The organism is Clostridium intestinale DSM 6191 (assembly GCF_900130055.1).
Taxonomy (GTDB): Bacteria; Bacillota; Clostridia; order Clostridiales; family Clostridiaceae; genus Clostridium_T; species Clostridium_T intestinale.
On record NZ_FQXU01000005.1, the window covers coordinates 413,977 to 428,236 of the forward strand.

The window sequence follows — 14,260 nt, forward strand, 5'->3', positions numbered from 1 at the left end:
AAGTGATTAAAGATGGGCTATAGAATAATTAATGGCAGAGCCTATCCTGTAGGAAATTTCCCAGAGTATAAAGATCCTGTTACTAAAAGTAGTAAGGTAACTGGAGAAACTTTTAAAGAAGTTTTAGATAGACAAATAGAAAAAACAAGTGGAGGGTTTACACTTTCCAAACATGCCGCAGAAAGATTGGACAATCTTAATTTTACAAAAGATGATTACAAGGAAATAGAAAGAGGATTAGGTAAGGCTAGAGAAAAAGGCTCAAAAAATACTCTTATGCTTTATAAAGATGTTGCTATAATAGCTTCAGTTCAAAATAACACCGTAATAACTGCTGTTGATAAAGAAAGATCAAAAGAAAATGTATTTACAAACGTAGATAGCGTAGTAATTTTATAGGCTGGACCTTGGATAAGGAAGCCTTCACCTGCTGAATGATAGATGCAGGAAAATAAAAAACTTGGAGGTAAGAAAATATGTTAAGATCAATGTATTCTGGAATATCTGGAATGAAAGCAAATCAAACAAAATTAGATGTTATAGGTAATAATATATCAAACGTTGGAACAACTTCATTTAAAGCTTCAAGAGCGAAGTTTCAAGATATGTTATATCAAAATGTTAAAGATGCTATGACTCCTTCAACAAATCAAGGTGGAGTTAACGCTAAGCAAGTAGGACTTGGAGTTCAACTTTCAAGTATTGATAGAATAATGACACAAGGTATGATGCAACCTACTAATAGAGCACTAGATGTTGCAATAGATGGTAATGGATACTTCATGGTAAGTAGTGGTCCAGCTGTTTTAGGTGATAATACTTTAGAAGTTTCACATACAGCAGGCTCACATAATATAACTGATCAATCATTATCAAGTTCAGGATCTAAGATAATGTACTCAAGAGATGGTGCATTTACATTAGATGAAAGTGGAAACTTATTAACTTCAGATGGATATAGAGTATTAGGATATACATTAACTAATGATGATAATGCTCAAGCTGCTACAGCTATATCTCCAGATGGAATGAATTTATCAAGCATAAATTTCAGCTTCGGTCCAGGATCACAGCTAAATGGTTATAAGATAGCATTTGGTAAGATTTCACCAGGAACAGTTGCTTCGGCAGAAGTTGATAAAACAAACAAAGTAATAGTTATAAATGGAGATTTTTCAGAAACCTCAACTTTAACTACTGCTCAAGTGGAATCAGCAGTTAATAAGGCTGTATCATCAGCAGGAATATCTCAAAGAGTAAAAGCTTCAGGTGAAATACCAGCTTATGCTTCTATAGGAACTAAAGCTATAGAAGGTGGTTCAGATGCTACAGCTCCAGATTCAGTTAGACTAGTAGGGGTTCAGCTAAACTTTGAAAAAGGACAAGAACTTAATGGGTACTCTTTCAAGATTGATGAAATAGCTAATGGTGGATCAACTACAGCTGCAATAGATACAACTAACAAAATTATTACAATTTCAACTGATTTATCTAAAGCGAAACCAGAAGATATAGTTAATGCAGTTAATGCGCAATTAAGTGCTACAACTAACCCAGAAACAACTGCAGTATTTGAACAAAGGCTTAAATCAGGAACAGGAGTTGTTTCACCAATATCAGGTACAGAGGTTACAGCAGCTGGTGCAACAGCAACAACAGCTCCAACAGCTACAATACAAGGATTAAATATAACTTTACCTACTGGAACCTTAACTGATTATAAGATTTCAATTAATAGAGTAAATGGACCTACTCCAGCTACAGCAGCAGTAGATGCAACTAATCATGAAATAGTTATTAACGGAGATTTCTTAACACCTTCAACTAACTTAGCAGCTGATCTTCAAGCAGCAATTGCAGCTGTTTTACCTGGAAGTACAGTTACTGGAAATGGGAAAGCTTTAACAGGATTAGATAGTACTAATATACAAGGTGGAGCAAAAGATAGTAAACCATCTGATCAAGAAGCTTTTGGTATGAAGTTTACTTTTGCAGAAGGTGGATCTTTAAACGGGTATAAGATTCAAATAGGAAAAATAACTAAGGGTACAGAACTTTCAACTGTGGTAGATGAAAAGTCAAAAACAATAACAATAAATGGAGATTTTACAACAACTCCATCGACAATAGACAATACTAAAGTACAAAACTCAATCCGTAAATCACTTACTGATAAAGGAATAACTCAATTAGTTACTGTAGCTAATGCACCTAAAACTATATCAGAAGCTATAACTGCAACTGAGGTTACAGGCGGAACACCAGTACAAAGTTTAAATGCTGATGGAACAATATCATTTGTTGATGCTACTAAAGACTTAAAATCCTATGATGGAGCTTTAAAATCTTTGAAAATTCCAGAAACAGTTGTGGTTCCAGGAACTGGACAAGAATTAAAGGTTAAGTCTTACACTATAGATAAAACAGGAGTAATAAGCGCAATCTTAGAAGATGGTTCAGTTGCAGCTTTAGGACAAATTGCTATGGCAAGTTTCAGAAATCCAGAAGGTCTAACTTCTTTAGGTAAAAACCTTTATGAAGCTTCAGCAAACTCAGGTGGAGCTACTATAAAGAGTGGGCTTGAAACTACTGGAGAAGATAACTCTAAAGGTTATGGAGACAATGTTCAAGGTATGCTTGAAATGTCAAATGTTGACCTTGCTGAACAATTTACAGATATGATAGTTACAAACAGAGCTTTCCAAGCAAGTGGAAAGATGATAACAACTGGAGATGAAATTCTTCAAGATATAATAAATCTAAAAAGATAATTAATTAGTTGAGAATTGAAGGTTGAGAGTTGATGAAGAAATTCGATATAGCTCTCAACTCTCCATTATACATTCTCAACTTAACTAAATTGGAGGGCGTATATGGTTAACTTAACAGCTATGAATGGAAAAGAACTTATACTTAATGCAGAACACATAGAGAAGATTGAAGAAGTTCCAGAAACTATAATTACTCTAACTAATGGGAAGAAGTATATTGTCTTAGAAACACCAGAAGAAGTAGTGGATAGAGTAATAAGATATAAGAATAGAATTTTTAATATGAAGCTGTAGGAGGAACAACATGAAGAGGACAGATATATTAACCATAGCAGGGCTAGTGGCTGCTGTAGTTTTAACTATATGGGGTATGGCAATGGGAGGAACCAACATGAAAATCTTCTGGGATGCAGCATCAGTTGCTATCACAGTTGGTGGTTCCTTTGCAACAGTAGTAATTACTGCATCTTCAGAAGACTTCAAGAATTTGCCTAAGGTTTTTATGCAAAGTTTTAAAGAGTCAAAAGAATCAAGAATTGATTTAGTTAGTAGATTTTCTGGACTTTCCAAAAAAGCTAGAAGAGAAGGTCTATTATCTCTTGAAGATGAAATAAATGGAGTAGAGGATGAATTTCTTAAAAAAGGGCTTCAGATGGTTGTAGATGGAATAGAGCCAGAAACTATAAAAGAAATAATGGAGCTTGAAATAGGGGAAATGGAAAATAGACATGAAAGAGGTATAAATTTACTTCAACAATGGGCAGCTTATGCGCCTGCATTTGGTATGATAGGAACTTTAATAGGTCTTATTCAGATGCTTGCAGCTCTTGATGACCCTTCAAACATAGCTTCAGGTATGGCAAAAGCTCTAATAACAACTTTTTATGGATCTGCTTTGGCGAATATATTCTTAGTACCTATAGCAAATAAGTTAAGTACAAGAAGTGGAGATGAAGCATCTTTTAGAGAAATGATGATTGAGGGAGTTTTAGCAATTCAATCTGGAGTAAATCCTAGAATAATAGAAGAAAAGTTAAATACATATCTTACACCTAAGGAGAGACTAGCGTATTTACAAAAATCAATAAGTGCTAATGAAGGAGTTGCTGAGTAATGGCTAGAGAAAAAAAGCCTAAAAAAGAAGTTAAAACTGATGCATGGCTAGCAACTTATGGGGATATGGTTACCCTAGTATTAACTTTCTTTGTTTTAATGTATTCTTTTTCTAGTGTTAATGAACAAAAATTAAAAGATATAAGTATTGCTTTGACAGATCTATTAGGTGGAGGAACGACTGGTAAATCAATTCTAGATGGTGGGAATGGAGTATTAGAAGAGGTGGTTCCAGAAGGTGGAGATGTAGAAGGATCTACATTTAGTAAGGTAAGTGAATTTCTTGAGAGTAATGGACTAGAAGATATTGCACAAATAAAAACTGATGATAGAGGAGTAATAATAGAGCTTAATGATAAGATACTTTTTGAATCTGGAAAGTCAGAATTAATTCCTGAAAGTAGAGAGGTACTTGACAAAATAAGCGGATTATTAGCTACTTTAGATAACACTTTTATAGTTGAAGGGCATACAGATAACGTACCTATAGATACTTATAAATTTAATGATAACTGGGACTTGTCTTCTTCAAGAGCTAATAGTGTAATTAGATATTTTACTAAGGTAAAAGGACTTGATTTTAAAAAATTCAATTCAGCGGCTTATGGCGAGTTTAAACCTCTAGTAGATAATTCCACAGAAGAAAATAGAGCAAAAAATAGAAGAGTAAATATATTAATTGTGGCTACTGAAAAGGAGAATAAAGAGAATGGCGGAAAATAAGGATAAGAAAGAGAAAAAAGGTGGAAAAGGAAAGTTTCTAATAATAGGATTACTTATTATTGTTTTTGGTGGAGGCGGAACCTTTGCTGGAGTTTATTTTTATATGCAATCTAAAAATGCTGCTGTAGAAAAGCATGTTGAAAAGGCTTATTTTGTTTGTGGTACAGATGCACTTTTAATAAACCTTAAAGATGCTGGTGGTAAAAGATATGTTAAAGTAAAGGTGACCTTAGGTTATGATTCTTCGGTTAAAGAGTTACCTAAAGAGCTTGAAACTAACCTTTCATTAATAAGGGATAGAATAATTACAAGCTTTAATGCAAAAACTGCTGATGAAGCATTAGGAAATAAAGTTGCTATCCAAAAAGAAATAATGGACAGTATAAATTCAGAACTTAAAAAAGGTCAGATATTAGAAGTGGTTTTTTCTGATTTTACAGTTCAGTAAGGATGAGTATATGGAAAGTGTGGATCTAATATTTAGATTTATAATTGTTTTACCTATAATTATTTTTCTATTAATATTAACTTTAAGGTTTTTAAATAATAAATCTGTATCCTTAGCTAAGGCAAATTATTTAAATGTAATTGAAAAAATTCAACTTACAAAAGAGTGTACATTAGCTATTATAAAAACAGGGGAAGATGCTTTAGTTGTAGCTATAACTTCTGGTGGAGTAGAAACTTTAAGAAAGTTATCTAAAGATGAATTACAAACTATCTTGGATAATAAAGAAGAACATAGAAAAGAGCTAGTAGAAAGTTATCAAAAATATTTAGATAAGATTAAGTATAGAGGAAAGAAGTAATGAAGAAAAAAAGAGTAATTATATATACAATTATGTTTTTAGCAATATTTTTTACAATTAGTCAGAAGGCTTTTGCAGCACCGAATTTAAGTGTTTCTCTAGATGGTGGAGATACACCTACAGACTATGTAACAAATATAAAATTATTAATATTCTTAACCATTTTAACTTTGTTGCCTTCCTTTATAGTGATGGTAACTTCTTTCACTAGAATAGCTGTAGTTTTATCCTTTCTTAAAAATGCTATAGGAGCTCAGCAAGCTATACCATCTCAGGTTATGGTTGGACTAAGTTTATTTCTAACCCTTTTTATAATGCAACCAGTTTACAATGAGATAAACACAAATGCTCTTCAGCCTTATATGGAAAACAAAATAACTCAGGAACAAGCAATAGAGGCGGGATCAAAACCTTTAAGAGAGTTTATGATAAAGCAAACAAGACCAAAGGATTTAGAACTTTTTGTTGAAACATAAAAAATAGATACCACTGATTTAACAAAAGATAATGTTCCACTATATGTTGTGATACCAGCTTTTGTTATAAGTGAATTAAAAACAGCATTTACTATAGGATTTTTAATATTTTTACCATTCTTAATAATTGATATGGTTGTAGCCTCTGTACTTATGTCTATGGGAATGTTTATGCTTCCTCCTGTCATGGTATCTCTTCCATTTAAATTACTTTTATTTGCTATGGTAGATGGTTGGTATTTAGTAGTAAAATCTCTTATTATGAGTTTTGCGTGAGGTGATTAGATGAGTGAAAATATGGTTTTAGGTATAGTTAAAGATGCAATAGTAACAGCACTAACAGTTGCAGCACCATTTTTAGTTATAGCCTTGGTTTTAGGTTTAATTATAAGTATAATACAGGCAACCACACAGATACAAGAACAAACCCTTACCTTTGTTCCGAAACTTATAGGAGTAGCGGTAGTAGGGTTATTACTAGGTAGTTGGATGTTTCATAAGTTATTAGGATTTACAGAAAGAATTTTTCAAATAATAGCTAATATAACCAAGTAGGAGGAAAAATCTTGATTAACATAGATTATTTTTTAGCAATTTTCTTGATTTTCCTTAGAGTAGGTGCCTTCCTAATGCTTGGAAGAATTTTTTTCCCTTCAGGAACTCCAGGAACTGTGAAAGCATTTTTTGCTTTTATTCTTTCTTATATGATAGTAGGAGGAATTGACTACTCTGTAGTAAATAGTATAGATAATAATTTTCTTCTTATGTTTTATTGTGTAAATGAAGTAATGACAGGAATAATTTTAGCTATGATAGTCAACATATGTTTTGACTTCATTAAATTTGCAGGAGCATGGATGGATACCCATATAGGGCTTAGTATGATAAGTCTTTTTGATGCTTCATCTCAAAGCTCATCAACTCTTTTAAGTAATATATTTCACTGGATTGGCATAATGGTATTTTTCCTTATAGATGGACACTATATGTTAATTAAATCTTTAATAGAAAGTTTTCAAGTTGTATCATTAGGAACAACTATAATCTATCAAGAAACAATAAATCAAGTTTTTTTAAGTATTTCACAGTATTTTATAATAGGTTTGAAAATAGCAATACCAATAGTATTGATTATTATAATAGCAGATGTCTGCATGGGGTTAGTTTCTAGATCTGTTCCACAGTTAAATGTAATGATTTTAGGAATGCCTCTTAAGATTTTAGTTGGATTTTTATGTATAATAATAGCAATGCCCATATTAGTAAAGTTTATAATAAGTGCATTCAATTTAATACCCGAAATATTTAGAGGTATTTATGGAGCTATACCTTTGGTTTTTATCTTTGCAGATGATAAAACTGAAGAAGCTACACCAAAGAAAAAAGGTGAATCAAGAAAAAAAGGTCAACTTCCAAGAAGTAAGGATGTAGGTTTAGCTTTTACTTTACTTATATGTACATTAGTAATATCTTTATTTAGTGGATTTATTGCAGGCAATTTTAAAAGTGATATGATATATTTTTTATCTTCAGATTTTAAGCAGGAGATTACTGATATTTCAGCTAAAAATTATGGAATGTTTGTAATGCTTAGAATGGCTATGGGAATCTTTCCTGTGGTAATACCTATAATGGTAGGCGGAGTGGTTGCATCTTTAATGCAAACAGGATTTTTGCTTACAGGGGAACCTCTTAAACCATCTTTAGGAAAGTTAAACCCTCTAAAAGGTATAAAAAATATGTTTTCTAAAAGAAGTCTTTTAGAACTTGTAAAAAATCTAATTGTCATAAGCATTATAGGATATCTAGCTTATGACTTTGTAATGGCCAACTATAAAAGTATCTTATCTATGGGGAATGTATATTTTCCAAGTTTGGGTTTAGAAATTAAAAATTTAGTTATGGGTATATTTACTAAGATAACCATGTTAATGATTGTCTTAGCTATAATAGATTATGTGCTTCAACGAAGAATTTTTAGTAAAGAAATGAGGATGAGTAAACAAGAGGTTAAAGAAGAGTTTAAACAAATGGAAGGAGATCCTCAAGTTAAAGGTAAAATAAAGCAAAAGCAAAGAGAAATGGCAACAAGAAGAATGATGCAGGCTGTACCAGATGCAACTGTTGTAATTACAAACCCAACACATATTGCAGTAGCATTAAAATATGAAGAGGGTGGAATGAATGTACCAAAAGTTACAGCGATAGGTGCAGATAATATTGCTATAAAGATTAAAGAAATTGCAAAAGATAATGACATACCTATAATAGAAAATAAACCCTTGGCAAGGGCTATATACGATACTCTAGATATAGGATCAGAGATACCAGGAGAAATGTATCAGGCTATTGCAGAGATTCTTGCTTTAGTTTTTAAGATGAAGAAGCAGAAATAAAAAGGATGGATGAGTACATATGGAGGTCTTAGGCAAAAGAAATTTTAAAAAGAATTTTGATATATTAGTAGCTTTTGGAGTAATAGGGATAGTAATGATGATAATTATTCCTTTACCAACATGGCTGTTAGATGTATTTTTAGCTTTTAATATAACCTTATCTATAGTAATTTTATTAATTACTATGTTTACAACAAACGTTTTACAATTTTCTGTATTTCCAACATTATTACTTGTAACAACGCTATTTAGGTTAGGATTAAATATATCATCAACAAGGCTTATATTATCTCAAGGAGATGCAGGAAATGTAATAGAGGCATTTGGTACCTTCGTTGTAGGAGGTAATTATGCAGTAGGAATTATTTTATTTGTTATAATTGTTCTTATTCAGTTTATAGTTATAACTAACGGAGCTGGGAGAGTTTCAGAAGTTTCAGCTAGATTTACATTAGATGCTATGCCAGGAAAACAAATGAGTATAGATGCAGATTTAAATGCAGGGCTTATAGATGAAACTGGAGCTAAAAAAAGAAGAGAAGATCTTCAGGCTGAAGCAGATTTTTATGGAGCAATGGATGGAGCTTCAAAGTTCGTTAAAGGAGATGCTATAGCCGGAATAGTAATTACTATAATCAATATTTTAGCTGGAATAGTTATAGGAATTCTTCAAAGAAATTTAGATGCTGCTCAAGCAGCAGCAATATATACAAAATTGACAGTTGGAGATGGTCTTGTTTCTCAGATACCTGCACTTCTTATATCAACAGCTTCAGGTATTTTAGTTACTCGTTCAGGAAATGCTACTAACTTTGGAGAAACTTTAGGTAAACAGATAACTGCTTTCCCAGTGGTATTAGGAATGGCTGGAGTAATATCAGGTATGATGGCAATTATACCAGGATTTCCTAAGATACCGTTTTTAGTGGCAGGAGCTGCTTTAGGTTCTGCATCATATTTCTTAATTAAAGATCAAAATGAGCAGATAGAGCAAGAGTTTACAAGAGAAGAAGAAGAACTTATGGAGATAGAAAAAAAGGAACCAGAGAATGTTATGAATTTAATTTCTGTGGAGCCTATGGAAGTTGAAATAGGTTATGGTCTTATTCCTTTAGCAGATGAATCTATAGGTGGAGATTTACTTCAAAGAATAGCTTCTGTTAGAAGACAGTGTGCTATAGAAATGGGTATAATAGTTCAACCTATAAGAATAAGAGATAATCTTCAGCTTAAAACTAATGAGTATGTTATAAAAATAAGAGGAACTGTAATAAACTCATCAGACTTAATGCCTAACATGCTTTTATGTATGGATCCTTCAGGGGATACAACTGATATACCAGGAATTAAAACTATGGAGCCAACATTTGGACTTCCAGCAGTATGGATTAATAAGGATCAAAGAGAAGAAGCTGAAATAAGAGGACTTACTGTAGTTGATCCTACAACTGTTATGGTTACTCACTTAACTGAGACTATAAAAGCTCATGGTTATGAATTATTAGGAAGACAAGAAGTTAAGATGATAGTTGATAATACTAGAGAAAGATACTCAGCAGTTGTTGACGAACTTATACCGGATTTAATGACTATAGGAGAACTTCAAAAGATACTACAAAATCTTTTAAAGGAGAAAGTTCCAATAAAAGATATGGTTACAATATTAGAATCTTTAGCTGATAACTCAAGAAATACAAAAGATATTGAACTTTTAACTGAGTACGTAAGATTCTCTTTAGCAAGAACTATATGTAATGGACTTATAGATGAAAGTAGAGCAATAACAGTTGTAACCTTAGACCCACAAATAGAAGACCTAATTGCAAATAATACACAAAAATCAATACAAGGTTCATTCCCAGCAATTGATCCTGATACTACAACAAGAATATTTAATGGAATTAGGGATGTAGTAGAAAGAGTTTATTTCTATAATAATCAACCAGTTGTTTTAGTATCACCAAAGATAAGACCGGTTTTTAGAAAACTTATTGAAATGGTGTACCCTCATATTATGGTAGTTTCTTTAAATGAAATACCTAATGATGTGGAAATAAGAACTGAAGGAGTAGTGACAGTATAGATGGTTATAAAAAAGTACATAGTGAGTAGCATGAATGAAGCTATGACTAGAATTAGATATGAACTTGGAAAAGATGCAGTTATACTTAGTCAAAGAAAAATAAAAAGACCAGGCTTTAAAGGATTTTTTTCTCCTAAGCTTATAGAAGTAACTGCTGCTGTAGAAAAAATGGCAGAACCTAAAAATGAGGTTAAAAAAGCTAATGAATTTGAAAGCTCTATAGATTCTATAAAAAAACTTATGGAACAAGAGTTAAAGAATAAAAGTACTAAAATGGATGTTAAAGCTGACACTCCAAAAGAAACTGCTGTATCCACTTCTTCAGATAATGAATTAAAAAAGGAAATGGGAGAAATTAAAGATCTTTTATCTAAGGTTTTAGAAAAGGAAGAAATAATAGAAGAAGATAAATTCATTTCTTTTCTAAAAGATAGAGATATAGAAGAAGTATTCATAAAAGACATTATTAGAGACATTAAGGCAACTCCAGCTTTTGAAGAGAAAAAAGAGATTTTAAGGAATTATTTAAGTAATTTAATAAAAATAGATACAAACAATTTAAATGGAACAGTAGTTTTTGCAGGACCTACAGGGGTTGGTAAAACTACAACCATAGCTAAAATAGCTGGAAAACTTGCTTTAGTTGAAAAGAGAAAAGTTGGACTAATAACTATAGATACATATAGAATAGGTGCTGTTGAGCAATTAAAAACCTATGCGGAAATAATGGGAATAGCTTTAGAAGTTGTAATAACTTTAAAGGAAATGGAAGAAGCTATTGAGAAGTTAAAATACTGTGACACCATATTAGTAGATACCACAGGAAGAAGCTCTAAAAATACAATGCAGATTTCAGAACTTAGAGCATTTGTTGAAAAAGCTTCTCCAGATTCAATATATTTAGTAATGTCTTCAATTATAAAAAATAAAGATATTGATATAATTTTAGAAGGATATAAACTTTTAAATTATGATGGAATAATAATAACAAAACTTGATGAAACTTCAGTTTATGGAGGACTAGTAAAGATAATAAAGGAGTCAAACAAACCTATAGTTTACGTAACTACAGGGCAGTCTGTTCCAGAAGATATTAAAAAGCCTACAAAAAGAGAACTATTAGAACTTATTCTAGGGGAGGATAGTGTATGCTAGATCAAGCTGTTAAGTTAAGAGAATTAGCTTCAAATGGTGGAAATAAACCTAGATGCAAAATCATTACTATTACCTCTGGAAAAGGTGGAGTTGGAAAAAGTAATATAGTAGTTAACTTGGCCATATCTCTTAGAGAAGAAGGAAAAAGAGTTTTGGTTTTTGATGCGGATATAGGAATGGGAAACGATGATGTTTTGATGGGAGTTTTTCCAAAACATAATTTGTTTGATATTTTAGATGACAGTAAAGATATACATGAGGTGTTAGCTGATGGTCCCTTAGGAGTAAAACTTCTTTCAGGGGGATCAGGAATTAATAAGGTAGAAGATCTTACAGAACAAGAAAGAAATAAGTTTCTAGAAAAAATTCAAACCCTAGAAGATTATGATTATATATTAATAGATACTGGAGCCGGCATAAATAGGAGTGTATTAGCTTTTATATCCTGCTGCGAGGAATTAATAGTGGTTACTACTCCAGAACCTACCTCTTTAACCGATGCATATAGCTTGCTTAAAGCAACAAAACACTTTAAAATTAAAAGTAAAGCGAATATAATTGTAAATAAAGCATTTACTATAAAAGAAGGAATAGATACATTCTCTAAATTTAAAAGTGCAGTAGATAAATTTTTAGGATTAGAACTATCCCATTTAGGAACAGTTTTAGAGGATAGAAAACTAGTGCAATCAGTAAGAGAACAAAAACCATTTACTTTAGCTTATCCTAATAGTGATGCTTCAAAATGTATAAAAGAAATAGCAACTAAACTTCAAGGACAAGAAGTTAGAAACGAAAGCATAGGTGTGCAGGGGCTGTTTAAGAAAATATTTAGTATTTTTTCATAGGGGGAGAAATGAAATCATTAGAAATAGGGTTAAACAGAATTATATCTATATTTTGGGAAGATAAAAAAGTATATAAGTCAACGGTTCAAGAGGAAGATGAAAAGACTTTTTCTATTACTATACCTGTTGCAGAAGGAAATTACCTTTTTATAAAGGAAGGTGAATGGATTTCAGCAACCTTTCATGAAGAAAATGGAATAGTATATAAATTTACAACTATGATTATAAAAAGAAAAATTGAAAATAATATACCTATGTATGTTTTATCTATTCCAGAGAAATATACTAAGGTACAAAGAAGAAACTATGTTAGAGTTACAACTATGTATCCAGTAGAATACTCAATTTTTACAGTTGATACTCAAACTGTATTTAGTAGTTTTAAAACTGCAACTCTACTAGACTTAAGTGGTGGAGGTTTAAGGTTTAAATCTAAAGAAAGAATAGAGCTTTCAGAGAAAGTTGCATTAAAACTTAAGTATGAGGAAGAAGAAGTTTTAATAAAAGGGAAAATAGTAAGAGTTGATAAAACAGAAGATAGCCAATATATTTATGGAGTTTCTTTTTCAAATCCTTCAGAAAGAGAACGAGATAAGATAATTAAGATAGTATTTACTATAATTAGAAAACAAAGAAGTGTAATATAAAATAAGGGGGACAAAGTCATGACAATAGCCAATGCTAGACCATCTAAAGAGCAGCTAGCAGAAAAATATATACCGTTAGTAAAGTATATAGCATCGAGAGTAATATTAGGTAAAACAAAGTATGTAGAATACGATGATTTATTAGGCTATGGCATGGTTGGTCTCATGGATGCTATTAATAAATTTGACTATGAAAAGGGAATGAAATTCTCAACCTATGCATCTATAAGAATAAGAGGATCAATGATAGATGAGATTAGAAAAAACTCTCCTATTACAAAAGGTGCAATTGATAAATTAAATAGATTTAATGATGCAGTAGAGAATCTTCAAAGAACTCTTCTTAGAGAACCATCTACAGAAGAGGTAGCTAAGGAACTTGGAGTTACAATTAAAGAAGTTGCTGAGGTTGAGAATTATATAAACTATATATCTATTCAGTCTTTGGATGACGTAATATTTTCAGATGATGAGGATATGTCTATAAAGGGAATAATAGAAGATAAGAATAGTCCTTCCCCTGAAAAAACTCTAGAAGAAAAAGAAGAACTTGAGATGCTTGAAAAAGCTATAGAACTTCTAAATGAAAAAGATAAAATGATATTAAGTTTATATTATTATGAAGGATTAACATTGAAAGAAATAGGTAAGATCCTTGAGGTATCTGAGTCAAGAATCTGCCAATTACATAGTAGAGCAATTAGAAATTTAAGAACTAATATGAAAAAATTACATTATACATAAAGAGGGATTATATGCCGATACTTATTATTTTAGCAGGAGTGCTCTTGATTTATTTTAACTATAAAGGTTTAAAAAAAGAGGATAAGAGTTTTTTGAGTATATTACAAAATGAAGAAGAAAATATTTCAGACACTGATTTAGAAATAGGAAAGCTCAGAAGAGAATTTTCCGAAACTATCCTAGAACTCCAAAAAGAGATCATTGAATTAAAAGAAGTAAAGCAGTATAATTATCCAAAGGACAATAGTTATCAGTTAGAGGATAACACTAATGATGAAAACTATACTAAAATAGACACACTTATAGATGATGAAATTGATATAGTTGAAGAAGAGAATGAAACAGAAAATCAAGTAATTAGTAGAATGAATGTAATTAAAGATCTTATAGATAAAGGATATACTGACGAAGATATATGTGAAAGCCTTTCAATGGGAAAGGGGGAAGTACTATTAATAAAAAGTTTATTAAAACAATCAAAAATTTAATCAATTT

15 protein-coding genes and 1 pseudogene are annotated in these 14,260 nt (G+C 31.4%); all 16 read left to right on the forward strand.

The genetic code is table 11. The annotated features are described in order from the left end of the window. Positions 1-12 precede the first annotated feature (12 nt). The 16 genes and pseudogenes from BUA92_RS08550 (at position 13) to BUA92_RS08625 (ending at position 14,253) form a co-directional block, all read left to right on the forward strand. Positions 13-399, forward strand: a complete 387-nt coding sequence (locus BUA92_RS08550; protein ID WP_073018663.1) for a TIGR02530 family flagellar biosynthesis protein — start codon at positions 13-15, stop codon at positions 397-399. A 140-nt stretch (positions 400-539) separates the two neighbouring features. Continuing rightward, positions 540-2,771, forward strand: coding sequence for a flagellar hook-basal body complex protein (locus BUA92_RS08555; protein WP_423236807.1), 2,232 nt, complete (start codon positions 540-542; stop codon positions 2,769-2,771). Positions 2,772-2,873: 102 nt separating this feature from the next. Then, positions 2,874-3,065 (forward strand): flagellar FlbD family protein, encoded by a 192-nt coding sequence (locus BUA92_RS08560; RefSeq protein ID WP_073018667.1) that lies wholly within the window; start codon positions 2,874-2,876, stop codon positions 3,063-3,065. A 10-nt stretch (positions 3,066-3,075) separates the two neighbouring features. Further along, positions 3,076-3,885, forward strand: a complete 810-nt coding sequence (locus tag BUA92_RS08565; RefSeq protein ID WP_073018669.1) for a motility protein A — start codon at positions 3,076-3,078, stop codon at positions 3,883-3,885. Continuing rightward, positions 3,885-4,607: an OmpA family protein gene (locus BUA92_RS08570; RefSeq protein WP_073018671.1), complete on the forward strand. Its 723-nt coding sequence runs from the start codon at positions 3,885-3,887 to the stop codon at positions 4,605-4,607. The genes BUA92_RS08565 and BUA92_RS08570 overlap by 1 nt, the downstream gene beginning before the upstream one ends. Further along, on the forward strand, positions 4,594-5,055 hold the full coding sequence (locus tag BUA92_RS08575; RefSeq protein WP_073018673.1) for a flagellar basal body-associated FliL family protein: 462 nt from the start codon (positions 4,594-4,596) through the stop codon (positions 5,053-5,055). Before BUA92_RS08570 ends, BUA92_RS08575 begins: the two co-directional genes overlap by 14 nt. 10 nt (positions 5,056-5,065) lie before the next feature. Further along, on the forward strand, positions 5,066-5,416 hold the full coding sequence (locus tag BUA92_RS08580; RefSeq protein WP_021800942.1) for a flagellar biosynthetic protein FliO: 351 nt from the start codon (positions 5,066-5,068) through the stop codon (positions 5,414-5,416). Next, positions 5,416-6,168: pseudogene (gene fliP / locus BUA92_RS08585) on the forward strand (flagellar type III secretion system pore protein FliP). Before BUA92_RS08580 ends, fliP begins: the two are co-directional and overlap by 1 nt. A gap of 9 nt (positions 6,169-6,177) precedes the next feature. Beyond that, entirely contained in the window at positions 6,178-6,447 is a 270-nt protein-coding gene (gene fliQ, locus BUA92_RS08590; protein WP_073018675.1) for a flagellar biosynthesis protein FliQ, read from the forward strand. A gap of 11 nt (positions 6,448-6,458) precedes the next feature. Further along, the gene (locus tag BUA92_RS08595; protein WP_073018677.1) at positions 6,459-8,288 is read left to right on the forward strand and encodes a fused FliR family export protein/FlhB family type III secretion system protein; all 1,830 of its coding nucleotides are present in this window, start codon (positions 6,459-6,461) and stop codon (positions 8,286-8,288) included. Between the two features lie 19 nt (positions 8,289-8,307). Continuing rightward, complete coding sequence (flhA, locus tag BUA92_RS08600; RefSeq protein WP_073018679.1) at positions 8,308-10,371, forward strand: flagellar biosynthesis protein FlhA; 2,064 nt, start codon at positions 8,308-8,310, stop codon at positions 10,369-10,371. Beyond that, complete coding sequence (flhF, locus tag BUA92_RS08605) at positions 10,372-11,526, forward strand: flagellar biosynthesis GTPase FlhF (protein WP_073018682.1); 1,155 nt, start codon at positions 10,372-10,374, stop codon at positions 11,524-11,526. Beyond that, positions 11,520-12,374, forward strand: a complete 855-nt coding sequence (locus BUA92_RS08610; protein WP_073018684.1) for a MinD/ParA family protein — start codon at positions 11,520-11,522, stop codon at positions 12,372-12,374. Before flhF ends, BUA92_RS08610 begins: the two co-directional genes overlap by 7 nt. Before the next feature lie 8 nt (positions 12,375-12,382). Then, positions 12,383-13,021, forward strand: a complete 639-nt coding sequence (locus BUA92_RS08615) for a flagellar brake protein (RefSeq protein WP_073018686.1) — start codon at positions 12,383-12,385, stop codon at positions 13,019-13,021. A gap of 18 nt (positions 13,022-13,039) precedes the next feature. After that, entirely contained in the window at positions 13,040-13,765 is a 726-nt protein-coding gene (locus BUA92_RS08620; protein ID WP_073018688.1) for a FliA/WhiG family RNA polymerase sigma factor, read from the forward strand. Positions 13,766-13,776: 11 nt separating this feature from the next. Beyond that, positions 13,777-14,253, forward strand: a complete 477-nt coding sequence (locus BUA92_RS08625; RefSeq protein ID WP_073018690.1) for a hypothetical protein — start codon at positions 13,777-13,779, stop codon at positions 14,251-14,253. Positions 14,254-14,260: the final 7 nt, after the last annotated feature.